A 26025-nucleotide genomic window follows, 5' to 3' on the forward strand; every position below is an offset into this window, starting at 1 on the left:
CCGCTCAGGCAGCCCGGACGACGGACACGGGCACGACGGCCGAGGCCCCGAAGGAGACGCCGTGCCGCTGCTGGCCGTTCATGACCTGCTCCCATGGACGGGCGATCAGGTCGGAGACAGTGACGATCTGACCTACCTGAACCTCAGGATCACCGGGGACGTTCACCGTGACCAGGTCGATCCGGCCGGCCTCGTTCGCGACCGACAGACCCACCTGGAAGACGGTGCGGCCCTGGTTGTCGACCTTGATCTCACCGGTCTCGCGGTTGACCAGCTTCGGCGCCGGCGGCGCGACGCACACGAAGGTCAGGGCGCGGGTGTCGACGGGGATACCGATGTTCTGCATACCACTCCTCGATGAAGTGCTTCCTGCTTTCCTAGGAAGCTTTGATCCATAGGTTACTTAGGAAAGCAGGAAGCGCAAGGAGTTCTGCCCAACTTTCTTGGGAAACCTAGAAACCTGGGCTACGTCAGCTACTCTGATCGCATGCCAAGCGCGCATCCCGACCGCCGCAAGTTGTACGTCCGTATCGCTGATGAGCTGCGAGAAGACCTTGCAGCCGGGCGGTTCCCGGTGGGGGAGCCGTTCCCTCCGATAGGGGAGTTGGCCGAGCGGTTCAGGTCTGCGAAGGCGACCATCGAGCGGGCCGTCGAGGTGCTGCGTGGCGAAGGGCTGCTTGAGAGCAGGCAGGGAAGTCGAACCGTGGTGATCGCGGTACCGGATTCATCGACCGGAACGCATGACGGCTCGGAGGAGCGGAGCGAAGAGTTTCAGATCATCTTCGGCCAGCTCCAGGAGATGCGCAGCGCCATCGGCCACCTGCGGGCCAAGATCGAGGAACTCGACGAGCGCACCAAAGGGCTGTGAACCGCTCGACCGGTCGGCCCGTGTTTCGCGACGCTATGCCTGTGATGGTCGGCGGTCAGCGCTGTTGGCCGACGCCGAGCGTCCAGCGTGCGCCCTGACGCGGGGAGGGCCAGGGCCACGCTTGTGATTTGAGGACCGCGTGAGTCAACTGCTCAGGATCAGCGGCCTCGACTAGCCGCCATCCCGCCGGCGGTGGGACCAGCGCCCACCAGGACCCCGTACATGCTCCGAACCAGAACACCAAGCCCGGAAACCGCCGACGCAGCAGCGCGGCGGCATCGGTGGTCATGACCGCTCGCCCGGCCCCGCATTGCGCTGCTTCAGGTACTCGGCGAGGCGGGCCGCAGCACCGGCCGGATCGTCGACCGCGTGGCGCTCGTGGTCATCGCGCCGCCACACGAACGACCCACGCGACGTGTCGACCTCCACCCAGATCTTCCGGTGGCTCAGATCGCTCCGCAGCGACACGGCCGGACGCGCGTCGCTCAGCCCAGCGTTGACGCCGAGCCGGACTAGGTGACGGCACAACTCGACCAGCGTTTCAAGCTCTTGCTCACGGGTGAACCCGTCCACGCTCTTGCTCCCCTCAGTGAAAGCGAGGCCGGCGACGGGAAACCCAGGTCATCCCTCACCCCAACCGCGCGGAGCAAGGCAGGCCACAAATGACCCTCGTTTCGACGTCACCGGCCCCGCGGCTCATCACGCCGCTACGGCCGGCGGGTGCTCAGGCGGTGCGTTCGGTCTGTGTTTGTGAAGGAGCCGTGATCCGGCGCGCGATGTCAGCGGCCCGAACCTGCAGCTCACTCAGTTCCGCAGAGATCTGCGCGATCTCTTCCAGCAGTAGCCGGCGTTCGGCGTCCGTCATGCGCGCCGTTCTCCTTTTCGCTGCCTGCTTGCGTGCCTGCTCGATAGAGGTGACCCGTCCGGAGTCCTTGTCGGTACTCATTCCTCACCGCCGAGAAGATGCAGACCCTGGACGTGTTCGGCGATCCGCCGGGCCGCCCCGGCGATGTCGTTGACCGGGTGCTGGTGATTGGCTCCGGCCCAGGAGAAGTAGCGGCTGCTGAAGCTGACGAAGACCCACAGAGGCACACCGGGGGTCTTGGTCGTGACGGCCAGCCCTGCGACGTCCTCAGAGATCTCCGATCTGACGTCGTGCTGCGTCAGCGCCGCTCGCAACTCGGCGAGAAGGTCCAGCTCCAGTTGCCTGCTCGTTTCCAACGTTCCCCCTCGGTGGGAGCGGGACCGGTGACATGGGGCCACGGCTGTCAACCTCGCCATGTCACCGGTCCCGCTTTCGATCACACCTAGGAGCCTCGCGGCGAGACGCGTTGCGCTGCGATACCGCGCCTACTGCATCCCGGACGTCTTGGTCTCTGTTCGCCTCGTCTATGTCTCACTTCGTGTTACGTTCGCGGTGATGGAAAGCCAGGCGATGACGACTCCCCCCATGCGGTTGAAAGTCCTACTCCGCGAACGCCATTGGCAGACCTATCGGACATTTAGGTCTGAATACGACAAAGCCGCCCGCAAGGTTGACCTGTCCCTTGTTGGTGCAGCACCGAGTCGCGCGCAGCTTCACCGGTGGACCTCTGGCGAGGTCAAGGGCCTTCCGTACTCCGACCACTGCCGGGTGCTGGAGAAGATGTTCCCCGGGTGGACGGCTGAGCAGTTGTTCGAGCGGGTCACCGAAGACCAGGCCGAGCGCCCGTCGCCCGCCGAAGAACCCGCCAGCACGGACAAGGCTGCGGAACTGCTGAAGGCCATCGACCAGAACCTTCACGCGCCTCAGGGCGACGTCGAGTGGGGACCTCCTGCGGAGCCGGCCCCGTCAGTCTCCCCGGCCCTGGTGCACACGGTGGAAGGAGCCAGCGACACCGCTCGCAGACTCGGACGTCAACTGCTTGAGCTGCAACGCGTCCTCCGCCTCAGCGACGACGAGGCCGCCCAGTTGGCCCAGTTGTCGGGGAACATCGTTGAGCTGTCGATGAGCATCGACATCGATATCGATCCCGACGGGTGGTCCCGGGTGACCTATCGCCATCAGATGCTCAACCTGAGCGACAAGCCCATGGCTCGCCTGTCGCGGGAGGTGTGGTTCGAGAACACACGGGACCGGCTCAGTATCGACCCGGTCAGCGACCCGGACCGTCGCGTCATGATCCAGCGCATTCACGACACCGCGAACCTGTCCACGTTCGCCTGCCAGATCTCCCCGCCGATCCAGCCGGGGGAGACGGCCACCGTTGGCTGTGTCTGCGAAGGCGGGCAGTTCCTTAACGATCACTACTGGCGGCAGTCGATCCCTCGGTACACGCGGCACTACACCCTCCGTGTCCGGCACCAGGGCGCCCGCCAGTTGTTGCGGTGCTGGGCGACCGAGGAGGAGCCCAACGGTTCGGAGAACTCTGCTGAGGATGCTTTGGTGTGGGACTACGACGGGGATGACGTCGTGATGACCCTGACCCGCGACCACCTGCGCCCGAACCAGGCCCTCACACTGCGATGGGATGTCCCGCATGAGTCTGCGTGATGCGATCGAGACGACTCTTCGCGCCTGGAACGCCTACGAGATCGAGCGGGGCGATTCGCCGACCATCGATTTCGACTGCTTCCCCGACGGCCCGGAAGTCGAACCGGCATCTGACCGCCTCACCGTCTATCGCCAACTCGCGCAGCTCCGCACGTCGGCCGAAGGTCCATTGGCCAGCCGGCTGGACGCCGATCTTGCCTATCTCGGTGCCCTTCTCGGCGAACGGCCACCGCTGAGCGACTACATCCGTGCCACCCAAGGCTGCGGGTCCGCCGGATGGCCCGACGACTACGTCGCCGAACGCGCTGAGCTGGCCCGCCGCGCGCTTGCTGATCTAGGCATTGGATGGGGGCCGAACACCAACGCCGACCTCCGCCAGGCCGAAGGCTTGCTGGACGTGAACGAGGCCCCCGACGCCATCCGTCAGGCCGCGCAAGACCTTGAGCCGGCCGTACGGGAGGCGACCGGCAGCACCGCCCCCTACACGCTGACGATCGAGACGACCGAGGTCGACGCGTACTGGGCGTACTGGCTCGATGGCGCCGGCGACCACGTCCGGCTGCGGCTCAACCTTCCGAACGTCGAGTTCACCCAGGCCGGTGCCCGGCAGTTCGCCCTCCACGAAGTCCTCGGCCACGGCCTGCAAAGCGCCAGCCTCGCGGCCAGAGCGGCCGTCGAAGACGTTCCGTGGGTCCGCTTGCTGTCGATCCACGCCCCGCAGCAGGTCATGCTCGAAGGACTCGCCCAGGCGTGGCCGCTGTTCATCCTGCCCGATGACAAGGTGCTCATCGCCCGCCTGCGGCTCAGCCACTACACCCAGCTCGTCCTCGCTCAGGTCCACCGAGCCATCAACGCAGGGACCCCGGTGATCGAGTGCGCCGACCACCTACGCGCATGCCTGCCCTGGGAGAGCGACAAGACGATCGCCGGTGATCTGGCCGACCGGGGAGCCGATCCCACCCACCGGTCCTACATGTGGGCATACCCGGCAGGGTTCGACTGGTTCACCGCCCTCGCCGAGGCCGACGTTAAGGTGTCCCGGGAGGTGCTCAATGCCGCATACCGGGACCCACTCACCCCAGCCGACCTCACCGAACTCTGGCCCGAAGGACCGCCTATCGGTGGACCCGGAGGCCCTGTTCGTCTACGGAAGCCTCCAATTCCCTGACGTCCTGTTCGCCCTCATCGACCGCGTCCCCGACCACGAACCCGTGGCCGCCGAAGGATGGCGCGTTGCCGCGCTCCCCGAACGGGTCTACCCCGGACTTGTCATCGGCGACGGCACCGCCCGCGGCTTCCTCCTGACCGGACTCACCGCCGAAGAATGGCGCGTACTCGACGCGTTCGAAGACCCCGTCTACGACCTCACACGCATCGCCCTCATCGACGGCCGCCACGGGTGGGGATACGTCTGCAACCCAGAAGCCGAAGTCGAGGCGCACGACTGGTCCGCCGAAGACTTCCAGGCGCAACACCTTCCGACCTACGTCGAACGCTGCGCGGCATGGCGTCAACGCTACGAACAGCGGGAACAAGCCGGCTGATAAGCATCAACCGGGACAGGACAACGCAGGCAGTCCGCCCGGATGAGGACTTTCTCCACGTCTTCAAGGGCGGCCCGCTGCGCGGGCCGCCGGGCGGCCGACCGGCCCTCGGGCCGGGCGTGCGGCCTCTGCGGGCCGACCCGTCCCGAGACCGGTCGGCCGCCCCCGCCCAATACGGAACACCACCGAAGCCGCAGAGGCGTCTACTGGCAGACTGCCCGTTCCCCCACGCTGCGTCAGTCTCGCAGCCGCGATCGATGCGTCAAGGCCAAGCCGCCACGCGGTCGAACAGGCCGAGCCTTGACCCACCGGCCACGTCTGGAGCGGATGGCAGCTACGAGGAGAACGTGGAAGGAGTGGGAGCGACGGCGAAGGCCGTGACGATCGCAGTGGGTGGTTGCGCACTCCACGGGGTTGGGCGATCGGCTGACGCGCCGCTTCCGGTCCTCGGGCCGTGGCCGGCCCTGCGGTCCGGGTCGGCTTGTCCTCGAATTTATTGGTTGCTGAGGTCTGAATTGGAAAAGATCAACTTGTTGAGGGTGATATCCGGTGCGATCGGCAACGCTGATCAGTACAAGAGTGCACATATCAGTGAGTTAGTAGCCTTTACGCCTCCACTCCGGCATGATGGCTGTGTGGACTATGATCTGACGCGGCTCGGCTCCCGAGAGTTCGAGCATTTGACGCAAGCTCTCGCTGTCAAGATTTTCGGCCACGATGTCAGTGTCTTTGGGGATGGGCCGGACGGCGGTCGCGAAGCTTCGTTTTATGGCGAGACAAAACTCCCTGGCCCTAACAGTCAAGTGCAATGGAATGGCTACGTTGTTCTTCAGGCCAAGTTTCGAGTTCGGCCACTAGGTGTCGCGCAGAACGCCGCTTGGTTCCTGTCGGAAGTTCGAAAAGAGCTATCCGCGTGGGGAGAATCGAGATCTTCTCGCGTCCGTAGCGAGAGGCTTCCGGAGTATCTAATAATTGCTACTAACGTAGTCCTTTCTCCTGTGGCTGATTCTGGAGGCATTGATCGCGCTAATGCGGCGATTGAGAATGCGAAGAATGAGTTTGGCCTCCCTCTCAAGGGGTGGGCGATATGGCATTATGACCAAATCTGTACTTTCTTGGATATTTACCCTGAGATACGCCAAACATACGGCGCGATGGTGACGCCTGGTGACGTTCTCGCGCAGATGCGCTCTACGCTTCTGCAATTGGAAGAGAATAATGGCGCTTCCATGCTGCCTCGCGTTAAGTTCTATCCTGGAAAGACTTCTGACGTTGTGGATGCACGGTTCGCTGACGAAATGAAAAAGCGTGTGGCCATGCATCATGCACTCACAGGAAGGGGCTTCGATGCGATTGACTTCTGGCGCTCTTTTGATGCGTGCCTAAGAAGGCAGGGGCATGACAATCTTGAGGTAGTTGCCATGCGCCCCTATCATTTGATTATCAATGGCGAGCGATGGCATCTTGGTACTCAATGGGCAGATGACCACCGAGGTGTTGAGGTTGGACTGTCGGAGCTTAGTTGGCCGGAGGAGGACAGTCCGTCGAGCTGGATTGAAGACGCGTACACTGCCGAACTCTGCGCCGCGGGTGTCAGTACCCATATGGCTGCCTATGCGGAGGCAAGCGATAGAATCTTCGTTTTTCGTTGGGAAAGAGATGGAAGCGAGTTCGTTCATCAATTGTATGAACTCCCGCGCAAGGCTCTAATCGGTGGCCTCCGCGAAGCAAGGGCGGAGATGTTTAGATCCAACAAGTACGGTTGTTTTGAGGCTTCTATATCGTATTCGACATCAGGTCTAATCTTCACAGTCGCGCTCGACCCGAATCTGTGGGCGACGGCTACCCTTCAGAAGAGGGACTGTGTAAATCATGGTTCTTGGGTAATCGTCGAATAGTGCGCCGTATAGCACGTGTCTGGGTCGGACGACATCGGATCGGAGTTCGCATCGGGGGTAACGCAACGGCAGCATAGTGCTAACGCTGCTGCTAACAGCGTCCTGGACGATCTTGGACAGGCCTGGGCCACTCTGCGGCCAGACGGCAGGCCACGGGCTAGCGCTGGATCCCTGTGGACAGGTCTAGCCTGATTCGTAATGATTAGCCCTGACGATCGTTGGCGCATCACCGGCGCTCGCGGCCTGGGAAGGATGGCGCGCCGCCACTGTGGTTCCTCTGCTCTTGGTCGGCTTCTCCGAGAGCCGCAGGGATGACGCTATTCGTCTTCACTCTTGTAGGCGGATGTTGTCAAAGCGCGCAGTTCCCTTTCGGTGATTCGAGTGTTGGGGTGGTCGGGGCCTAGCACTCGTTTCTCGGTCTGGAGGAGGTCGCGATATAGGCGGTCGGCTTCGGCGGGGTTGCCTTGTTCGGCGACCATTCGGGCGATCTCGTACCGGGTGGTCAGGGTGACTGGGTGGTCGGGGTCCAGAACTCGTTCTAGGGTCTGGATGAGGTCGCGGAATAGGCGTTCGGCTTCGGCAGGGTTGCCCCGCACAGCGACCATCCGGGCGATGTGACTCCGGGCGGTCAGGGTGACTGGGTGGTCGGGGTCCAGCACCCGTTCTAGAGCTGGGAGGAGGTCGCGGAATAGGCGTTCGGCTTCGGCAGGGTCGCCTTTTTCGGCGACCATCCGGGCGATCTGACCTCGGGTGTTCAAGGTGACAGGGTGGTCGGGGCCTAGCACTCGTTTCTCGGTCTGGAGGAGGTCGCGATATAGGCGTTCGGCTTCGGCAGGGTTGCCTCTTTCGACGACCATCCAGGCGATCTGACTTCGGGCGTTCAAGGTGTTGGGGTGGTCGGGGTCCAGAACTCGTTCTAGGGTCTGAAGGAGGTCGCGATATAGGCGTTCGGCTTCGGCGGGGTTGCCTTGTTCGGCGACCATTCGGGCGATCTCGTACCGGGTGGTCAGGGTGACTGGGTGGTCGGGGTCCAGAACTCGTTCTAGGGTCTGAAGGAGGTCGCGGAATAGGCGTTCGGCTTTGGCGGGGTCGCCGGAGAAGCTGTACGCTCCTGCCTGTTGTTTGCGCAGCTGGATCGTGGCCCGGTGGTCCGTGCCCAGCCGCTGGGTGTGTTGCAGGGCGGTCTCCGCCACCGTTCGTGACGCGGTGTAGGAGCCGGCCCATAGCAGTGTCATGGCGGCGTTCGCGGCGGCGCTGGCCAAGGTCGCCAGTGAGGGTTCCTCGAGCTGCGTGGATGTGGTGGTGAGGAGTTCCTCCAGATGTGGCAGCCACGTAGACCAGACCGGCCAGTCACGAGGATCCTGTGAGTTCAGCTCGTCGGTTGCGGCCGCCAGTAGTTCCACCGCCACGATCGTCGCCATACGGCCCGCGATTCCTGAACCTAGCTGATGCCGTACGGTCTCCGTGACCAAAGGATGCAGCGTCACCGTGTTAGCGCTAGACGCCTGCACCGGGACCGCGCCAGGGGAGGCGTTCATTTGGATCAGCCCAACCGACAACAACGCCTCCAACCCCACCGCCACCGTGGCAGAACCAGCGTTCTCGCAGACTCGGCCCAGTACCTGGTGATCCAACCCGCCCGTCGGGATCGGCACCGCCCCGGCGAATCGCGCCAGGACTCCTAACAACCCGCGGGCCTGTGGCACGCCCGCCCGCGCGAGCTGTTCGAGCGACACCTCCCAGGTACGCGTCACCACTTCCCGGTCACCATCTGGCTCATCGGCCGCTTCCGGCGGCTCCCATACGGCCGGGCCCTCGGCCTCCAACGCCGCGTGGTAGCCGGCGAACGTCCGTGTGGCTGAGAACGGGGAACCCAACTGCGAACCCGCGTGGTGCAATGCCAGCGCCAGCCCACCCAGCCGCTCCGACAACGCCTCAGCGTCCGCCCGATCGCCGGCCTGGGGAGCCAGGTCCAGTAGCACCCGACCGCCGTCCTCGTCCGACAGCCATCCGACCGGATGCAACTCAACCGCCCGGCCCCATCTGCGCATATCGCCGTTTCGGCTGGTCACGATGACCAATCCCGCCCGCGACCCCCGTACCCACCCGTTCCCATCCCGGACCCGCCGACCGGCAACCCCCAACACGCGAAGGTCATCGGCGTTATCGATCACCAACACCCAACCCGGACGCGCCTCCAACTGCTCCCACAACACATCACAGGCATCGGCCCGGCCGGCCCGCGCCGCCTCCACCGCAGCTGCATCGGCCCCCAGCGCCTGCGCCAATCCCAACAATGTGGAGGTCAACGACGCTGCATCAACACCCGGAACCCACCACACCGGCCGATCTTCCGCCAAGGCGGCCTCGGCCACCTGCAACGCGACCGTCGACTTGCCGGTTCCGCCCATCCCGGCCAGCGCATGCGCCCGCCCATCGGGGGCGGTCACCAACTCGCACAACCGGCCCACCAGCACGTCCCGGCCCCGCACATGCGCAGGCAGCCGACCTAGTGGAGGCCACAACAACCCCCGACCACCGGCCCGCCTATCCGCAGGCATCGGCGGATGCCCGTTGATGGTCATCGGGCCCACAGAGGCAAAGATGTCCCGGTGGGCGCTCATGTCCTGGCGAACCGCCGGCTCGTCCAGCCCGCCGACATTCGGTGAGATCGTCATTGGGCTACTCCGCCGAGTCGGGCCGCTGATTCACGGTCATATCCCGCCCCGCCGTGTAGGCGTCCCGGCCCGCTCGTACGTTCTGAACCACCGCGCCAGCCCCGCCGTACTCACGCGCCCAGCCAACCAACTCGCCCGCGAACTCCTCATCACGCCGCGCGTACCACGCCAACGCCGACGCCAACTCACCCACCCGCCCCTCATCGCCAGGGTCCTCTACCGCCCGCTCCAACGTATCCACCGAACGCGCATCGGATCCGAAAACCTCACGCACCCGATCCCGGATCCGCTTCACCACTCCCAGCGCCGCGCTTTCCCCTAGCCCCGAAACCGCACCCGTGGCCGCCATCAACGCCACCGCCTCCGACACCGACGCGACATCCACCACGAACCCTCCGCGTCCACCGAACCGAGCCCTTGACGGGCCAAGAAAGAACGATCACTACCGATCAAACGGCGTACACAATGCAACCATTCGACGCCCACACCCGCCAACCGGTTCACCACCGGCCGTTATAGGCGCAACACGGGCACTGGCCGACAGCCGAAATCGCTAGTTCGTTCGAACCATGCCGGGTTAGTGCGAATGCTTCGCCCAGATCGTCAGCATCAAGTGCGACCGGTCCGCGGTGACTGTGCGCTGGAGAGCCCGGATCGCCGCTGGAGCTATACGCGTTCCATGATCACATCGGACGGTAGGCAACCCAGCGGGCCGAGAGCCGGTAGCGCGGGACATACGCCGGATGACCTCAGCTTGGGTTGGCTGGCTGCCCGGTGCGAGCCTAGGTCAACGGGGGAGCGAAGTCGCGATCGCTGACCTTCTGTAAATCCGCCGGCGCTAGCTGGGGCTGTTGCTGTACAGCACGGAAGTACAGCAACACCGCCGTACAGCGCCTGTCGTGATCGCACGGCATCACACGTCCGAGCAGGGCGAGCCAGCACCGACCATGATCGCGCCGGTAGTTCGGGACGATGGGCAGCGGTATTTGAGTTGATTGCTGCTTTCGTCCAAATCGATCATGGAGGCGTGATCGACAGAGACGGTGCCGTGCGGTTGGTCGAAGACCTGCTTCGGGCCGAAGAACGCCAGTTCGCGGAGCGTGGCCAGCCGGTCACTCTCGCGATCAGTAAGGTCACCGAGCACCGCCTCGGCTGGATTATCAGCTCGCAGTCCGAGGCATACCTTCGCAGCGGCAACGTCAGCGACATGCTCGTCGGCGGTGGTCCCTATCTGGTCGACCGCCACGATAGAAGCATCCACCACATTCCGATCACCGACTACGTCGGCGGGCTCTGGGAAGAGGACTACGAGCAGCGCATCAAGCCAACGGAAGCCGCTGATGCCGACCCTCACCGCGGTATCCCGTTCGCGACCGAAGTCCGTGAAGCGCTGGCGCAAGAAGGCCGGGTCACGGCCATCCGGCTCCTCAGGCGATGTGCCCCTTCTTTGAACATGACGCAGGCCAGCGTCTACGTGACGGTGGTAGGGAATGGCGAGTGCCCACCAACTGAGTTGATCGAACTGGCTCGGCCACCTCAACCGTTCTCGCCCCGGCTGGGAATCCGGACGATCGCCGGCCCATGCGAGTCGTGACCCGGATCGCCCAAGAGTCACCGCCGTTCCGGGTTACCGCGTCTCAGCCGGGCTCCCACGGTGGCTTGCTAACGCTGCTGCTAACAACCGCCCTGGACGGCTGGGGACGGATGTGGACGATGTGGCCGTCTGATAGCAGGTCGGCAGACGGCCGTGGACAGCGACGGACGTCCAAAGTCTGACTCGTAATGAATAGGTCCCTGGTCGTGTCCGAGCATGGCGGGGGCGAGGTTAGATGTCGGTGCGGTTCCTAGCCGGCGTCGAGGTGCTGCAGGAGTTCCTTTGCGGCTGGGCGGTGGTGGCCGCCCGCGGAGGGGTCCTGTGCCGCTCTTCGCAGCATGTCTGCCGCCATCCGTACTCTTTCCGCGATGCCTTCGCACGGGTCTACAGGGCCGCGCTCGGAATCGTCGTAGGTTGCGCACCCTGGATCGGCCACGAAGCGACCCCACCGTCCAACAGTGTGTGGAGAGCTCCCCTGCGTGCCGGGCCTGGTTGGTCGGCGATCACTTCCAAAAACAGGGCCGTTGCCGGTACCGCAGCCGGATACAGCGTCCCCGCGTGATCGTGCTGACCGCGTTCCGCAGATCCCGTCATAGGAACGTCGTCCGATAGCGGCGAGGCCATGCGCCGAGCAACGGCCTTGGCGACAGCACAGGGGCGGAGAGATACCCCTATATATGTCAGTCCAGGATGAAGAGCCCTGAGACGTCCGGTTCGCAACGCGACCACGTCCCAATCCGTCGCTGAGGCTGAATCGGCTTCGCTAGGCCGGCATCGCGCTGAAAGCGATCACGCGGTTCGATCACATGTTCGCGGTATAGATCGTGGGAGAGAAGAGCATCGTCCAGGACGTTGGCTAGGCCGTTCCCACCGCTGAGACGGCCGGTCTGCCTTGCACAATGGGCGGCTTGGGCAGCCCAGTTCGTCATAACTCGTCGCGCGACAGATCTCAAGGCGACCAGATCTGATTCCCGGTCTTTGTCCCCGTGGGCATAGGCGGAACGAGCCGAGTACCCGTTGCCGACTACATCCCGCACCCTGAGGCGGTCGTCATCGTCCTCGCCGACCAGCACTGCAGCGCGCTGCTGTACCTTCCTGCTCAGGTCAGTTCTTCCACCATCTCCGCCGGCAAGTAGGCATTCCAGGGCGGCTGTAAGCCTGAACGCGGCCTCACTTGCATGCAATGTGGAGACTTGCGCCTCTCCTTTGAGACCGCCAAGAACGTGGCACTTTACGAAGAGGAAATGATCCGCCGCGCGAGCAAGTTGGCCGCGCCGACGTTCATCAAGCAGATCAACGATCCCCTGGAAAGTCCGGCAGAAAAGTGAGAGATTGGGCAGATCGGCTGATGAAATCGAAAAAGGCCCGTATGTCGATGATTCAAACGGCTTGATCGAATAACCCCATCGAGAGACCTCGGAAGGCGACGGCCACGGCGAGTTTTCTCGAATGACGCGTCGTCCTTGTTCCACCCGATAGTAGGCTCCGGCGATTACAGGAGAATCAAGAGCTAGATTGAGTGCCAGCAGCGGCCATACCAGAACTCTGGGCCCGTCATCATCGACCGGAACAGGTCGACTACTCAAAAGGCGACGGAGAGCGCCATGCCCGGCCCCGTGGCACGTGCGCGGCGAATAGGGATCACCTGCAACGCCGGGAGCTCCTTTTACTGGCAGTGTCGGATCATTGGCGTAATCGAAATTGGCGAGCTGCCATCCGCCGAGGTCAATTGGTTCGGAAGCCTCTGATGTCAGGTTGATGCAGACGTATTCCCAGTGCGCAACCTCTGGTCCGCACGCATAGCCGACTGCCCTCTCCACGGCATCAGAAAGACTCGTATTCTCGCAGCTCGATAGCACGCTAAGGGCGATTGACGCGATCCTGATCGCATAGCCTTTGCTTCCTCGCCTAGAATTGGCGAAGTGACGTCGGAGAGGGGTCTGCCTCTCATAGCCCGTCTCGACGATTGCTGCGGCTGCGGCTGCATCAGCGTCGGGCAGCTCGGATTCAATGAGATGCTCCAAGACGCGGCGACTTACACCCTCTAGAAGGCCGCTGGATCTCCCGCTTATTGGCCCCTCGATCGCCCGATATAGGCTCCGGATTTCATTTTTCGTCATTCGCCTGTACTGGCGGACGGCGCGGGTTAGCGCGTCCACCAGGTCATGCCGCGCCGTTGTAGTCATCGCGCGCAACGATATACGAGAGGCAAGAAACCTGCCTGCCGTTTTCTCGGGGGACTGTGGAGGTCCCCCAAGGCGCCGTCCATCCGGTCGGCCGCCTTGCGCGGCACGTCGAGACGGACATAGGTGCCGGTCAGGCCGCTTGTTCGTCGCTGTCTGACGATGGCGTACGGAGCGCTCGCCGGACGGCGCGCCAGGCCTGGATCACCTCGATGACCTTGAGCAAGATCTCCCGGAGCATAATTAGGAGCAACGTCACCATGCCGGTGGCGCTGAGGACAGCGAGTGTGGCCTCATTCCAGCTCACGGCCTGAACCCCTGAAGTGTCAGCCGTGCCCTTTCCAGGCGTACGTCAGTGCTCGCGGCTGCGCGAACCTGGGTGGCTCCCGCCAAGCCAATCGGTGGTTCGGAAAGTGCTGCTGCGACGTCTTTTTCGAACGGAAAACGATGCCACTCAAGCAGCCACTGGTTCCCAGATCCCCAGAGGTGTCGCTCTTCAAATCCCCGTCCTCGCTCTGTGCGGCTCCCAGGACGGTCCAGCGGATCGTAGAACCAGTTGCCCAAGGCCCAGTCGCGACGGGAGCGCGCCGCAATCCGGCAGACAAGGCCCGCCATGAGGCGCTCGGCTGCTTCGTTGATCTCCGGGAGTTCGTCGAGCAAATCTTGTTCCTGCGCGCTCAGTGGCTGGCTAAGCGGCTGGAAGTCGGTTGACGATCTGCGGTTAGTGACTCGCGGCCATCGTCCGTCACGCTCCCCGGTGACGATGAGTTCAGCACCCGTCGGGACGTGTCGTGTTATGTAGGTACCCGGCCCACGGCGGTCTTCCAGCCTTAGCCCAGGTAGGCAGGCATGACGTGCGTCCCGCGGAAGGAGGTAAGACACGACGTTGTGTGGAACGTCAGAAATAAGGACCAGGCGGTCGTAGCGCGGCGAGACAACGATGTTGTATGCGACGAGCGATGAAATTCCCCAGCGCGCGGGTGGGTAGGTCGTACTGGTGCCGTAAGTGTTGAAGATCCCTAGCGCGAGGAGAGCGCGAAGCCGTCGCTGTTCCGGGGTGCAATGATCGATCCCATGGGAGCCGTCTCGCGCCAGCCCGGCTCGGGCAGACTTTGGATGCTCGCCAAGGCTCTCGACTCTGACTTGGACACTGTTGCGTTTGACTTCAGGCATGCTCACACCTCAGCGCCTCCCGGCAAGCGCTCAGCTGATGACATACCAACGTCCAACATGGAACAGCCGCGGAGCTGAGTGCACCACACCCATTCAGCAGCACTTCGGGTACCGGGCCTGAAGCTCATTGCTGCCCACCGACTCTCCGCGAGCCAGCGTGCGGCAAATATACCCGACAGGCGCGAGCCTTGGGGCGATCGCTGCAATACGGCTTCCGGGGGTCGGGCCGTGGCCAGCCCTGCGCTCCCAGGTCCGTTTGCCCTCGGAATGTGAGGGTGCTGTCGCAGGTCATCGAGGCTGTCGTACAGCACCGGAGTACAGCGACAGCCCCTCACTACCGCTTATACGATCGTCCAGCTCCAGACGTCGCAACGTAGGCGAGGCGATGAAGGGCCAGGAGTGCCGGTAGTCCGGGACGAAGAGGCATTGCTGAACGGAACCGCAGTTGCTCTATGTCTTCAGTGTCCGCGTGGTCGCCATGTCCGCGAGACTTGCCCCAGACCACACACTGACGCTGGCGAGGTCGGAGCGGACCACCATGCCGCCGGCCTGGCCGCGGAGGTTGCTAACGCTTCTGCTAACAACGGCCCTGGAACGCCGTGGACCCATCTGGACGACTCGGCGGCTTAAAGCAAGGTCAGGGCACGAACTGGATGGCTATGGACACGCTCGATCTTGCTACGGATCTGTGAGTGTGTTTCCTGGCGGTTCTGGGTGGATTGCCGCCAGGATCGGTGTCGGCGATACCGGGTGACTCGCTACGGATCTGGCCGCCAGTGGGCGTGCCCTTCATCTGACCTGTCCCCGGGTCGTCGGCCCCGGCCTGGCTCACCGTGTTGTCCTGATCAGAAGCCTGTCCGCCTGATGGCGTGACCCCTCACAGATATGCCACCCGGTGACTCCTCCCAGGCCGGTGCCGATGTCGGCCCCTGACCCCTGGAAGGAGACGCGAGGCCGGATGAGCATGCTGGCAGAGCTGGTGGATGTCGTCATTGGGATCGACACCCACCGCGACAGTCATGAGGTGGAGATCGCCGATGCGGCCGGCAGGCCGATCGAGAGGATACGGATCGGCAACGACAGCGCCGGGTTCACGCAGTTGCTGGAAGCCATCGCAGACCTGGGAACCGGGTCGCGGGTGGTGGCCTCGGTGGAGGGCAGCCGAAGCTATGGGGTCGGGCTGGCGCGGACGCTGACCGCAGCCGGCGTGCGGGTGATCGAGTGTGAGCAGCCCAGCCGTGCCCAGCGCCGCGGGAAGGGCAAATCCGATGCCATCGACGCCCACCTGGCGGTGCTGGCCGCGCTGCGGCTGGACGCAGACCGGCTTGCGGCGCCACGTGCCGATGGAGACCGGGAGGCGCTGCGTATCCTGCTGGTCGCGCGCGAGGAGATCACCGTGATGCGCACCGCGCAGACCAACCGGCTACGCGCCTTGCTGCTCGCCGGAGACGACACCGACCGCCAGGCCGCCCGCGGCTCCTTGACCCAGACCGCGCTTGCCGCTCTGGCCGGACGCGAACCTTCCGCTCACGCTGGTCGCGATCAGATCGTGCGGCAGGCCGAAATCCGCCGACTCGCCCTCGCGCTGGCTCAGGCCTGGCGCGAGCTGAAGGAAAACCGCGCGCAGCTGCTGGCCATCGTCGATGACATCGCTCCTGGTCTGACCAGCCGGTACGGCATCGGGCCGGTCAGCGCCGCCCAGGCCATCGTGAGCTTCTCCCACCCCGGCAGATGCCGCAACGAGGCCGCGTTCGCCGCACTCAGTGGCACCAACCCGATCCCGGCCAGCAGCGGCAAGACCATCCGGCACCGGCTCAACCATGGTGGCGACCGCGCACTGAACCGAGCCATTCACGCCATCGCACTCACCCGGATACGCCACTGCCCCCGCACCCGCGCCTACATCAACCGGCGCACCGCTGAAGGCAAGACCCCGCGAGAGATCCGCCGCTGCCTCAAGCGATACATCGCCCGCGAGCTCTACCGGCAACTCAATCACGCGATGACCCAGCCCCAGGCCTCTTGACAAACATAGAAGCGTCAGATGGCGAGACTCGCGAACGTTTCCGACGGGCCTCTTGCCGGGGTGCCCTGCTGCGGTTATTGGCTGATCAGGGTCAGGCCTTCGTGTTCGGCGAAGTCTTCGTAGTCCTTGACGTTCAGGGTGGCCAACGGCAGGTCGTAGGTGAGGGCGCAGGCCGCAATCCACGAGTCGTTGGCGGGACGGGGACGACCACGGCGGATGGCGTACGCGGATATCTGGCCCCAGGTGCGGGCGACGTCATCGGTGTACGGCAGCACGATCACGCCGTCGAGCCAGTGGCCGAGGGCGTCGCGGTTGCGGCGGCCCCACTGCCGGAGTTCTGCCCACTGGATCAGCTCGCCGAGGGTGACGAACGTGATGCACGGCTGCTTGCCGATCAGCCGTGTCATGACAGGGGAGGGGAGCCGGCGCTTGAGGCTGAGGGACGAGACGTCCGTGTCGAGGACTACGCGATCCACGGCGGCTCAGGCGAGGTCGGCGTGACGGGAGGCGTGGACGTGCGCCAGGAAGGCGTCAAGCTCCTCGTCGGTGTCGAAGACGTCGTCCTGGGCGAGGTCGTCGGCAGACTCGATCGGCCGGACGTGCTTGTGCCGCGCCAACTCGTCGAGCGAGACTGAGCCGCGCTCGGGTGGCTCGGCCGTGTACTCCGCGCTGCTGGTGGTCACCGTCACCTCCTGTCGTCGACACTACGAGTGTCGCACGGCCGCCGGCCGCACGGAGAGCGAAGCGGACACCCCGAAGCACGAGCCACCGCACGCGGGATATACGCGGGATGGCGCCCGTCTACGCTTCACCCCGAAGGTAGCCCTCCGCAGGTCAGGCCCGCTACGGCCGTCGGATCGCCTGTGGATTCCTAAACCGTGTGCCGCAGGTTCGAATCCTGCCGGGGGCACCTTTGTGATGTCTCAGGACATCGGAAACCCTCCGAACCTACGGGGTCGGGGGGTTTTTGCTTTGTGGTTGGTAGTCGCGGCTGGGGTCGAGGATCAGGTCGCGGAGGAGTTCGCCGGTGGCGGCGTTAACGACGCGGATGTGCAGGTCCTCGATGAGCATGATCACGTGGGTTCGGGCGTGGGTTCGTCCGATGCCGATGTGGTGGAGCCGGCCGCCTGAGCGGAGGGTGACGACGCCGCTGTCATCGATGCGGTCGTGGCGGACTCTGGTGTGGGTGTCGGCGGTTCGGCTGCCGGCCGGTAGTGCTTTGGGCCGGGCGGTGTAGACCGTGGCGGGCGTGGCCCGGTGCGGCAGGGATCGGTGTGGGCGGGTGTGGTTGTAGGCGTGGGTGAAGCGGTCGATCAGGGTTTGCAACTGGGCGAGGGTGGTGGGCTGGTCGGGCTGGGCACGCAGCCATTTCTTCATGGTCTGCTGGAAGCGTTCCACTTTTCCGCAGGTGGTGGGGTGGTTCGGGGTGGAGTTCTTCTGGGTGATGTGCAGGCGGCGGAGTTCGTGTTCGAACGCGTTGCGTCCCCCTCGGCCGCCCGATAGGCGGGTGGTGAAGACCATCCCGTTGTCGGTCAGGGTCGAGGCGGGGACGCCGTGCAGGCGGACGGCCCGGCGGAAGGTGTCGCGCACGATGGGGTCGGTGACGCGGGTCCAGGCACTGACGTGCAGGGCGTAGCGGGAGTGGTCGTCCAGCCAGGTGAGGATCTCGGTGTCGGTGCCGTCGGCCAGGCGGTAGTGGGTGAAGTCGGCCTGCCAGGTCTCATTCGGCAGCTCGGCCTCAAAGCGCAGGTAGGACGAGCGCGGTCGCTTCTTCGGCGCCGGAGTGACCAGGCCGTGGCGGGTCAGGTAGCGGCTGATCGTGGCGCGGGAGACCCGGATCTGATGGTGGTGGGCCAGGTGCCAGGCGATCGTGTCCGCTCCGGCGTCCAGGCCCTGATCGGACAGTTCCTTACGCAGCCGGGTGATCAGCTCGACCGTGTCCGCCTCGATTGCGTTCGGTGAGATCTTCGGCCGCCGGGACCGTGGCTCGAACGCTGCCTCGCCTTCGGCCCGGTAGCGGGCGATGAGCTTGGACACCCACCCTTTGGACACTCCGTAGGCCCGGGCGACCTCGGCCTGTGAGCGGCCCTCGACGATGACCGCGGTGATCACGAGTCTGGCTTTGGACACCGCCAGACTCTGGCCGCCGAGGGTTTCCTATGTCTTGAGACATGCGTTTCCTATGTCCTGAGACTGAACACTGCCGGGGGCACCCCGTCTGACCACGAAAAAAAGCCCCGCTGACCAGCGCGAACGCCGGTCGCCGGGGTCTCGTATGTGTGCAGCCATCTGCCATCCGAAGCAGCCCCGGCCGTTGGTCGCGGGATATACGCGGGGTGAGAGTCCAGGCGTCGACCCAGGTCAGCCCCTGAAAAGCGAAGGGCTCCGGGATGAACCGGAGCCCTGTCCGTCGGCTGTGTCTGGGAAGGCGGGCAGTTTCTGAACGATCACTACTGGCGGCAGTCGATCCCCCGGTACACGCGGCACTACACCCTCCGGATCCGCCACGAGGGCGCCCGCCGGCTGCTGCGATGCTGGGCCACCAAGGAAGAGCCGAACGGCTCGGAGAACTCTGCTGAGGATGCTTTGGTGTGGGACTACGACGGGGACGACGTGAAGGTTCCCCATCACCCTGGCAACTCTAGGTAGCGCCCTTGACGCCCGTGCCGGCAGTGATCAGGTGGCCTTGCCGCGGGCGATGTAGACGTTCATGTTCGTGAAGTCGAGGGTGACGTTGTAGGGCTTCCAGAAGCAGTGGGCGAACCATCCCGTCGTGTCGAACCCTGTCCCATAGGGGAAGGGCACGTTGACACGCCCGTTTGGGTCTGCTTCGCAGTAGACCTCGTTGGCGACGGCGTCGCCGATGCGGATCTCTTTCGGGTAGCAGGGGTAGGCGGTGGTTGCGTGGCTGTGGGCGAACGTCTCGATCGGGCGGTCGGAGTCGGTGCGGACCCCCAACTGCTTGGCCACCTCCCCGGGCATGCCGGCGACCATTTCGCCTTCTCCGCCGAGGTTCACGCCCATCACCCGTGGGCCGGAGCCGGCGATGCTGCCGATGCTGTGCACATAGTGATCAAGGGCCAGCCACATCGGCAGGGGCTTTGCGCCCGCCCGGGTGGCGGCGGCGCGTATCTTCTGGGCCGCGCCGGGGGTCGGGCGGCGCAGGATCAGCGACCGGCCCGCGTAGTCGAAGGTGGTCAGCAGGTGGTAGAAGACCCACGTGCCGATCATGCCGTCGTGGTCAGTGCTGACATCCTCGCCCGACTCCGTCGCCGACCAGCCCACGGGGACGTTGCGCAGTTCTATGTCGCCCAGCTTGAAGGAGTCCAGAACCCCGTAGTACACCCATATGGTCTCGCCTTCGAAGTCGGTCTTTTCCTTGTACACGGCGGTCAGCCCGGCTTCCTTGGCTACCGACAAGGTTACGCTCAGATTCGAGGCGCCGGTGTAGAATGTGAAGCTCTTCGGGGGGCCGCCGTTTACCGAGGCCTGTACCGCCGGAGACGGGTCCAGCTGCTGAAATGGCACCCGCGCGATGTCGCCGTTGATCTGATACGGCTCGCCGCTGAATGCCGCGAACCATGTGGCGTAGTCTTCGTCGCCGCCCGCTCGCCAGCGTGGTACGGCGAGGGAGAATTTGTCCTGCCGGATATAGCAGTCGCCCAGGAGCTCGTTGGTCTCCTTGTCGTCGGGTGCCAACTTGAGGGCCATCGTGAGATACTTCTCGGCGTCGGGGAACTTGTTGCTCAGTAGCCCTACATAGCCGCGCTGGCGGGCCGCGTGCAGGTTCGTGGGGTCTTTTTTCAGGATCGCCTCATACGCGCGGCCGGCCTCCTCGAACTTTCCCGCCTTGAACAACGCATCCGCGTCATCGCCGCCGGCTTTCGCCGTGGCCGCCTTGCCGAGCAGTGGCGTGGTCGCGGCGGCACCGGCCACCACGGCGGCGCCCCGCAACAGCGAACGCCGGTCCCATTCTCCGCCATCAGCCACGGCCTTCTCCTCTTCCGTGATCACCTTCCGCCCGGGCGCCATGCCCCGGCACGAACCGCTGTGGTCCGTGCCCCCACTGAAGACGGAGGAGTGTTGCGGTGGCGTATGCGTTTTTCGATACGCCCGCGATACACCCAATCCCCGGCATCAAGGAACCGGCGCAAGCCGGCAGTGCGATGTAGGCGGCGGCGCTCCGCGGCGCCGCAGGCCGCCCGCTCTGGCACGCCCTACGGGCGTGCGGCGTGGGCGCCGGTCCCTCCGGCCGTGCCGATCGGGTGGCCCGCCGACATCCCGCTCCCGACTCTGACAACGCCGGCTATAGGGCTGCCCTCCGGACGATCCGGTGGCTCACCGGGATCGACCCCACAGCTTCTCGCGCAACTCGGTGGCCGCCTCGCCGAGAAGGACCGAGCGAATCAGCAGTTCGAGCATCACACCGTCGAACTCATCAGAGCGAGAACGATAGCGGTCCCTATCGGACTCAACGACACCCGCAGAGATGCGGACACCACCCTCGGCCCCGACGAATGACACCTCATAGATGCCATATCCGGTCCAGCTTCGGTGCATGAACAGCCTGTCGCCCTCGGCGAAGATGTCCCACTTCTCGTCCATGTCACGCGCTCGATAACCGATACAGATGCGCTCCCACTCCTCATCCATCCAGATCCGATCGGGCACAGCCGACAACGGCCGCGGAGCGACGATCGGAAAGACTCGCCCCAGAGTCGACCTGGTAACAGGCTCGGCGGAGAACATGGGCGAATCGTACTAATCGGGCAAATCTTCATGCCTCCGGCGGGGGCGTCAGGTTCCGGGATGGCCGTGCCGACGGGCGGAGGGCTCTGCCCGTCGGAACGGCCACTTCAGCCTCGCTTTGCGCCTTCGATGGCGCCACGACGAGATCAGCGATGCCCTGGCGAAGGTCGACCAGTTCGGGCTGCGCCGAGCGGATCGCGGACAGGCCTGATCGACGATTTCGCCGACAGCGGTGAGGCGGAGCTGATGCAGCAGTACGCTTATTCGATGCCGGTGCTGACCGTCACGGGAATCCTTGGCCTTTGCCTGGGGAAAGAGCGAGGCCGTCGCCCGGGGTCTGGTCACGGTGGTCGACAGCGTGAAGGCGTCCGCCGAGGTCTACGGGCCGGTCGTCGCCGCGATGCACCGCCTCGTACCGGAAAAGCGCACGGATCCAGGTGCGGACGTCGCCTCGCGCATGGTGACGCACGCGTTCGCCCTCACCGACGAGGCACTCGTCGCCGACATGGTCGTCCTGGGGCTCGCAGGCCAGGAGCCGACGGCCAACTGGATCGGCGACACCCCGCGGTCGATGCTCACCGACGACTGGCTCTCTCCGGAGGGAGCGTCGGCCAGGCGTTCAACGAGGTGCCGTGGGAGGACGAGCCGGTGCGGAACAACCTCGCGGGCCGGCCCACCCGGCTCGGGGGGCCGGCACATCAAGGTCGGCGACAGCCTGATCATGTGCCCGGCCGGGGCGAACGCCGATCCGTACGTGCGGCCCACCGGTTCCACCGGCAGCACCGCGAATTACGCGCACCTGTCGTTCGCCCATGGCAGCCATGGATGCCCGCACCCCGCCCATGAATCCTCCCCGGCGCCGAGCGCCGGGTGAGCCTGATCGCAGTCTCCTGGAAAGCAGGCCATGTCTCCACTGGACCCGACCGCTGACGCGACGATCCGGCCCCTGGGCCCTCCGTCCCCGCCTCACCCGGACGCCGTTCCCCTGTACGGATCGAATTACGAGAGGGAAGACCCCGCCCGGATGTACGGGGAGCTGAGGAAGGATCACGGGGCGGTCGTGCCCGTACTGCTCGTGGGTGACATCCCCGCCTGGCTGGTGATCGGGTACCGCGAGCTCCACCACGTCGTCGGCGACCCGACGCTGTTCGCCCGTGACTCCCGCCACTGGAACCAGTGGGATCGGGTCCCGCCCGACTGGCCGCTGATGGCGTTCGTCGGCTACCAGCCCTCCATCCTGTTCACCGCGGGGGCCGAGCATCGGCGGCGCAGCGGGGCGATCAGCGACGCCCTGGCGGAGGTCGACCAGTTCGCGTTGCGGGCCCAGTGCGAGCGGTTCGCCGACGGGCTGATCGACGATTTCGCCGGCAACGGCACGGCGGAACTGCTGACGCAGTACGCGTACGCGATGCCGGTGCTGGCCGTCGGGGGGGTGATGGGCATACCCCCGGACCAGGTCGAGGCCGTCGCCCGGGACGTCGTCACGGCGCTGGACGGCGGGGAGGACTCCCTCGAGGCCTTCGGGCGGGTCGCTGCCGTGATGTCCCAGCTCGTGCAGACCAAACGCGTCGAGCCCGGCTCCGACGTCGTCTCCCGCATGGTGACCCACCCGGCGGGCCTCACCGATGAGGAACTCGCTCAGGACCTGATCATCTTGATGACGGCGGGACAGGAGACCACGTCCAACTGGATCGGCAACACCCTCCGGCTGATGCTGATCGACGACCGGTTCTCTCTGACCCTGGCGGGCGGCCGCCAGAGTGTGGGTCAGGCGATGAACGAGGTGCTGTGGGATGAATCGCCCGCGCAGGGCACCGTGGGTCGCTGGGCCACCCGTGACACCCTCCTGGGCGGACGGCACATCAAGGCCGGTGACCTGCTCGTCGTCGGGCTGGCCGGAGGAAACGCCGATCCGCAGGTACGGTCCGGACTCGACGTCGGCGCAGGGGGCAACCACGCCCACCTGTCCTTCTCCCACGGCGACCACGGGTGCCCCTACCCGGCTCCGGAGATCGCCGAGATCATCGCCGAGACCGCCGTCGAGGTGTTGCTGGACCGCCTTCCGGACGTGAGGTTGGCGCTCCCGCCGAGCGAACTCCAATGGCGGTCGTCCTTCCAGATCCGTGGCCTCACCGCGCTGCCGGTGGAGTTCTCCCCGACGCCCCCGGTCGGCGCTTCCCGATAGATCACTCCCGTACAGCTCACTGCGGAGACCGATGCACCGGGGAATGCGGTCGACGAGTACGAAGCCGGGTGCTGTCGCAGCGATGAGTCTGCCGGCGCCCACAGGTCTACCTCCCGACCGAGAGAACTCGAGACGACCAACTCATCGGGAGTAAGGCATGGGTCTCATCCACATCGAGCTGTTCGCAACCCTCGACCTCGTCGGGCAGGCGCCTGGCAGCCCCGACGAGGACCCGATGGGGTTCCCGTTCGGCGGCTGGCAGGCGCCCCTGATGGACGAGGTCGCCGGGGCGCAGGTCGGTGCCGCGTACGAGGGCACGGACGCCCTCCTGCTCGGCCGGCGAACGTACGACATCTTCGCCGCCTACTGGCCGTACCAGGAGGGCGGCCAGGACAACGAGATCGCCACGCTCTTCAACAGCGTCCCGAAGTACGTGGCCTCCCGTGGCAGGCCCGACCTCTCGTGGGCCGGGTCCACGCAGCTCGGCCCGGATCTGGCCGCCGCGGTGCGCGAGATCCGTGACCGGCACGAGCACGTGAAGGTCGTCGGGAGCCTGAACCTGGTGCAGACCCTCCTGCGCGAGAGGCTCTTCGACCGTCTCGACCTCTGGGTGCACCCGATCATGCTCGGCGTCGGGAAGAAGGTGTTCGACGGTGGCGCGGTGCCCACGAACGTCACACTCCTCGAACCGCCGGTGGCCGGTCCGAGGGGCACCGTGTACCTGCGGTACGGGCTCGCCGATGGCGCGCCCGGGTCGGGGGACATGACCGCACCCGATCGCGGTGTCGAGCGCGACGACTGAAGCCCGTCCCACGGGGTCCGCGTCGTCGGCACTGAATCCGCCAGGTCGGCGTCCTCCACGCCGGGCGTGCCGCCTGTTCCGGCCGACCCGCCGCAGCCGTAGCGGTGGCGCTGGTGATCGGCGATCGATGGTGCCGCTACTCGCTCATCGGGACTACTCGGAGTCGATGCGCGTTGCGGCTTGGCGGGCGCGGTGGTTGGCGACGTTGATCCGGTTGCCGCACAGGCCGGGCATGCAGTAGCGGCGGCGACCGGGTCGGGTGGTGTCGATGAAGGCTCCCCGGCAGGTGGGTGCGCCGCATGGGCGGAATCGCTGCTCGCCGAGGGTGTGTACGACTCCGAGGATGCCGATGCCGCAGATCAATGAGAGGGCATCGGCGATGGTCGCCCCGTCGCGGAGTGGGGCGGCCCAGCGTGTGCGGTTCTCGTGTCCGGGATCGGGGATCAGGGTGGTGCCCTGGGCGGGCGAGGTGAGCGTGGTGGCGCCGGTGATGAGGTGGTCGCGGTCGGGGTGATCGATCAGGTCGCGCACGGTCGTGCGAAGTGCGTGAACCGCATGGAGGCCACGTGCGCGGCGGGCGAGTTCGGACAGTGCGCCGGCCCCGTCTCCGTGCAGGTCGGTGAACGCGACGAGGGCGGCCAGGTCGGGCAGGTGGTCGTCGCCGCGCCAGACCTCGGTGGTGGTGTTGACCAGTTCGGTCGCGACGCCCGCCGCCCAGACGTAATCGTCAAAAGCAACTTGCATCCCTTACGAACCTCCCGCTAACGTCGATTAAAGGCCACTTTATCCCTTACATGTGACGCGGAGTGGCGACCGCCGCCCACGCCCCCGTTCAGGAGATCTCGCCCATGTCAGAGCTGGAGATCGATGCCGTCGTGTTCGACGTGCTCGGCACGCTCGTCGACGAACCCGCCGGTATCCGCGCCGGCATCCGGGAACTCGACCCCTCGTTCGACGATCCCAGGATCGAGCGGCTCTTGTCGCTCTGGCAGCGGCACATCGACCGCGAACAGCGTCGCGTCCTCGACGGCGGCCGGCCCTACGTCACCAGCGACGCCCTCGACCGGGAGGCCGCCCGGCTCGTCGCCGACGCCGCCGGGGTCGACGACCCGGCCGCCGTGGCGGCGCTGGCCCTGTCGGCTCGCCGGCTCCCGCCGTGGCCCGACACCGTGGCAGGGCTCGCCCGGCTCGCCGACCGGTTCCCGCTGATCGGACTCTCCAACGCGAGCCGGACGGCGCTGCTGGGGCTCAACGCGCATGCCGGACTGCGCTGGCACCAGGCTTTGTCCGCCGAAGACGCCCGGACGTACAAGCCGGACCCGGCGGTCTACCGGCTGGCCGTCGCCGTCTCCGGACGACCGCCGGAGCGGCTGCTGATGGTCGCCGCCCACGCCTGGGACCTGCGCGGCGCGCAGGGCCTCGGCCTGCGCACCGCCTACGTCGCCCGCCCCGTCGGCGACCCGCCCACCTCCTCGGACCGGTTCGACTTGCACGTCGACGGCCTGGCCGGCCTGGCCGACCGACTCGGCAAGACCTGATCACGCTGCCTCCGGCGTGAACAGGCACCTGTTCGACCAGCCGCTCGTCGGCCGGTTTCCGATGCGCCGGCACGTACTGCGCATCGACGGCGCCGACGGCCAGTTGATCATCGCCTACCGGCCCGAACCTGGCGGGCCGGCCGCCGCCGCGCTGGCCGGGCTCGCCGAGCTCCAGGCGTCCTGACCAGCGGTGGCACGAGGTTTCAGATTTTTTGCCCGCGATGTCGATTCGGCGGTTCCGCCGTTCGACTCAG

Annotated in this window: 26 protein-coding genes; 12 read left to right on the forward strand and 14 right to left on the reverse strand. The window is 65.6% G+C overall.

The window, feature by feature from the left end; all coding sequences use genetic code 11:
- Nucleotides 1-4 precede the first annotated feature (4 nt).
- Nucleotides 5-346 (reverse strand): hypothetical protein, encoded by a 342-nt coding sequence (locus ACQP2O_RS05980; protein ID WP_433180638.1) that lies wholly within the window; start codon nucleotides 344-346, stop codon nucleotides 5-7.
- A gap of 141 nt (nucleotides 347-487) precedes the next feature.
- Here ACQP2O_RS05980 and ACQP2O_RS05985 point away from each other — a divergent pair, with 141 nt between their 5' ends.
- Nucleotides 488-868, forward strand: coding sequence for a winged helix-turn-helix domain-containing protein (locus tag ACQP2O_RS05985; protein WP_433180640.1), 381 nt, complete (start codon nucleotides 488-490; stop codon nucleotides 866-868).
- A 285-nt stretch (nucleotides 869-1153) separates the two neighbouring features.
- Here ACQP2O_RS05985 and ACQP2O_RS05990 read toward each other — a convergent pair whose 3' ends face one another.
- From ACQP2O_RS05990 to ACQP2O_RS06000, 3 genes are all read right to left on the reverse strand, one after another.
- Nucleotides 1154-1441 carry a hypothetical protein gene (locus tag ACQP2O_RS05990; RefSeq protein WP_433180641.1) on the reverse strand — a complete coding sequence of 96 codons (288 nt, stop codon included), beginning with the start codon at nucleotides 1439-1441 and terminating at the stop codon, nucleotides 1154-1156.
- A 151-nt stretch (nucleotides 1442-1592) separates the two neighbouring features.
- Nucleotides 1593-1814 carry a hypothetical protein gene (locus ACQP2O_RS05995; RefSeq protein WP_433180643.1) on the reverse strand — a complete coding sequence of 74 codons (222 nt, stop codon included), beginning with the start codon at nucleotides 1812-1814 and terminating at the stop codon, nucleotides 1593-1595.
- The gene (locus ACQP2O_RS06000; RefSeq protein ID WP_433180645.1) at nucleotides 1811-2089 is read right to left on the reverse strand and encodes a hypothetical protein; all 279 of its coding nucleotides are present in this window, start codon (nucleotides 2087-2089) and stop codon (nucleotides 1811-1813) included. The genes ACQP2O_RS05995 and ACQP2O_RS06000 overlap by 4 nt, the downstream gene beginning before the upstream one ends.
- A gap of 199 nt (nucleotides 2090-2288) precedes the next feature.
- Between ACQP2O_RS06000 and ACQP2O_RS06005 the strand changes: the two genes are divergently transcribed.
- The 4 genes from ACQP2O_RS06005 (at nucleotide 2289) to ACQP2O_RS06020 (ending at nucleotide 6843) form a co-directional block, all read left to right on the forward strand.
- The gene (locus tag ACQP2O_RS06005) at nucleotides 2289-3401 is read left to right on the forward strand and encodes a hypothetical protein (RefSeq protein ID WP_433180647.1); all 1113 of its coding nucleotides are present in this window, start codon (nucleotides 2289-2291) and stop codon (nucleotides 3399-3401) included.
- A complete protein-coding gene (locus ACQP2O_RS06010) occupies nucleotides 3388-4569 on the forward strand; it encodes a hypothetical protein (RefSeq protein WP_433180649.1) in 1182 nt (393 codons plus the stop codon). The genes ACQP2O_RS06005 and ACQP2O_RS06010 overlap by 14 nt, the downstream gene beginning before the upstream one ends.
- Nucleotides 4523-4945 (forward strand): gamma-glutamylcyclotransferase family protein, encoded by a 423-nt coding sequence (locus ACQP2O_RS06015; protein WP_433180651.1) that lies wholly within the window; start codon nucleotides 4523-4525, stop codon nucleotides 4943-4945. Before ACQP2O_RS06010 ends, ACQP2O_RS06015 begins: the two co-directional genes overlap by 47 nt.
- A 515-nt stretch (nucleotides 4946-5460) precedes the next feature.
- Complete coding sequence (locus ACQP2O_RS06020) at nucleotides 5461-6843, forward strand: hypothetical protein (protein WP_433180653.1); 1383 nt, start codon at nucleotides 5461-5463, stop codon at nucleotides 6841-6843.
- Nucleotides 6844-7160: 317 nt separating this feature from the next.
- Here the strand turns inward: ACQP2O_RS06020 and ACQP2O_RS06025 are convergent, their stop codons facing one another.
- On the reverse strand, nucleotides 7161-9521 hold the full coding sequence (locus ACQP2O_RS06025) for a tetratricopeptide repeat protein (RefSeq protein WP_433180655.1): 2361 nt from the start codon (nucleotides 9519-9521) through the stop codon (nucleotides 7161-7163).
- A gap of 4 nt (nucleotides 9522-9525) precedes the next feature.
- Nucleotides 9526-9909 (reverse strand): hypothetical protein, encoded by a 384-nt coding sequence (locus ACQP2O_RS06030; RefSeq protein ID WP_433180657.1) that lies wholly within the window; start codon nucleotides 9907-9909, stop codon nucleotides 9526-9528.
- Between the two features lie 639 nt (nucleotides 9910-10548).
- Here ACQP2O_RS06030 and ACQP2O_RS06035 point away from each other — a divergent pair.
- Entirely contained in the window at nucleotides 10549-11115 is a 567-nt protein-coding gene (locus ACQP2O_RS06035; protein ID WP_433180659.1) for a YrhB domain-containing protein, read from the forward strand.
- A gap of 680 nt (nucleotides 11116-11795) precedes the next feature.
- On the opposite strand, the gene ACQP2O_RS06040 is transcribed toward ACQP2O_RS06035, so the two are convergent.
- Both ACQP2O_RS06040 and ACQP2O_RS06045 read right to left on the reverse strand, forming a co-directional pair.
- A complete protein-coding gene (locus ACQP2O_RS06040; RefSeq protein WP_433180661.1) occupies nucleotides 11796-13139 on the reverse strand; it encodes a hypothetical protein in 1344 nt (447 codons plus the stop codon).
- Nucleotides 13140-13601: 462 nt separating this feature from the next.
- On the reverse strand, nucleotides 13602-13958 hold the full coding sequence (locus ACQP2O_RS06045) for a hypothetical protein (protein WP_433180662.1): 357 nt from the start codon (nucleotides 13956-13958) through the stop codon (nucleotides 13602-13604).
- A 1471-nt stretch (nucleotides 13959-15429) separates the two neighbouring features.
- Here ACQP2O_RS06045 and ACQP2O_RS06050 point away from each other — a divergent pair.
- Complete coding sequence (locus ACQP2O_RS06050) at nucleotides 15430-16497, forward strand: IS110 family transposase (protein ID WP_433180664.1); 1068 nt, start codon at nucleotides 15430-15432, stop codon at nucleotides 16495-16497.
- A 74-nt stretch (nucleotides 16498-16571) separates the two neighbouring features.
- On the opposite strand, the gene ACQP2O_RS06055 is transcribed toward ACQP2O_RS06050, so the two are convergent.
- From ACQP2O_RS06055 to ACQP2O_RS06075, 5 genes are all read right to left on the reverse strand, one after another.
- Entirely contained in the window at nucleotides 16572-16973 is a 402-nt protein-coding gene (locus ACQP2O_RS06055) for a type II toxin-antitoxin system VapC family toxin (RefSeq protein WP_433180666.1), read from the reverse strand.
- A 6-nt stretch (nucleotides 16974-16979) separates the two neighbouring features.
- Nucleotides 16980-17180, reverse strand: coding sequence for a hypothetical protein (locus tag ACQP2O_RS06060; protein ID WP_433180668.1), 201 nt, complete (start codon nucleotides 17178-17180; stop codon nucleotides 16980-16982).
- A gap of 265 nt (nucleotides 17181-17445) precedes the next feature.
- Entirely contained in the window at nucleotides 17446-18627 is a 1182-nt protein-coding gene (locus tag ACQP2O_RS06065) for an IS481 family transposase (RefSeq protein ID WP_433180670.1), read from the reverse strand.
- A gap of 546 nt (nucleotides 18628-19173) precedes the next feature.
- Nucleotides 19174-20511 (reverse strand): tetratricopeptide repeat protein, encoded by a 1338-nt coding sequence (locus ACQP2O_RS06070; protein ID WP_433180671.1) that lies wholly within the window; start codon nucleotides 20509-20511, stop codon nucleotides 19174-19176.
- Nucleotides 20512-20835: 324 nt separating this feature from the next.
- Nucleotides 20836-21246, reverse strand: a complete 411-nt coding sequence (locus ACQP2O_RS06075; protein WP_433180673.1) for a hypothetical protein — start codon at nucleotides 21244-21246, stop codon at nucleotides 20836-20838.
- 295 nt (nucleotides 21247-21541) lie between these two features.
- On the opposite strand from ACQP2O_RS06075, the gene ACQP2O_RS06080 reads away from it, so the two are divergent.
- From ACQP2O_RS06080 to ACQP2O_RS06090, 3 genes are all read left to right on the forward strand, one after another.
- Nucleotides 21542-22120, forward strand: coding sequence for a hypothetical protein (locus ACQP2O_RS06080; RefSeq protein WP_433180674.1), 579 nt, complete (start codon nucleotides 21542-21544; stop codon nucleotides 22118-22120).
- A gap of 30 nt (nucleotides 22121-22150) precedes the next feature.
- Nucleotides 22151-23431 carry a cytochrome P450 gene (locus ACQP2O_RS06085; RefSeq protein WP_433180676.1) on the forward strand — a complete coding sequence of 427 codons (1281 nt, stop codon included), beginning with the start codon at nucleotides 22151-22153 and terminating at the stop codon, nucleotides 23429-23431.
- A gap of 157 nt (nucleotides 23432-23588) precedes the next feature.
- Nucleotides 23589-24233, forward strand: coding sequence for a dihydrofolate reductase family protein (locus ACQP2O_RS06090; RefSeq protein ID WP_433180678.1), 645 nt, complete (start codon nucleotides 23589-23591; stop codon nucleotides 24231-24233).
- A 153-nt stretch (nucleotides 24234-24386) separates the two neighbouring features.
- On the opposite strand, the gene ACQP2O_RS06095 is transcribed toward ACQP2O_RS06090, so the two are convergent.
- Nucleotides 24387-24977 (reverse strand): CGNR zinc finger domain-containing protein, encoded by a 591-nt coding sequence (locus ACQP2O_RS06095; protein WP_433180679.1) that lies wholly within the window; start codon nucleotides 24975-24977, stop codon nucleotides 24387-24389.
- Nucleotides 24978-25081: 104 nt separating this feature from the next.
- Here ACQP2O_RS06095 and ACQP2O_RS06100 point away from each other — a divergent pair, with 104 nt between their 5' ends.
- Nucleotides 25082-25771, forward strand: a complete 690-nt coding sequence (locus ACQP2O_RS06100) for a haloacid dehalogenase type II (RefSeq protein ID WP_433180681.1) — start codon at nucleotides 25082-25084, stop codon at nucleotides 25769-25771.
- A 16-nt stretch (nucleotides 25772-25787) separates the two neighbouring features.
- Nucleotides 25788-25955 carry a hypothetical protein gene (locus ACQP2O_RS06105; protein ID WP_433180683.1) on the forward strand — a complete coding sequence of 56 codons (168 nt, stop codon included), beginning with the start codon at nucleotides 25788-25790 and terminating at the stop codon, nucleotides 25953-25955.
- The last annotated feature ends 70 nt before the right edge of the window (nucleotides 25956-26025 follow it).

The organism is Actinoallomurus sp. CA-150999, from assembly GCF_050942425.1.
In the GTDB taxonomy this organism is placed as follows: Bacteria; Actinomycetota; Actinomycetes; order Streptosporangiales; family Streptosporangiaceae; genus Actinoallomurus.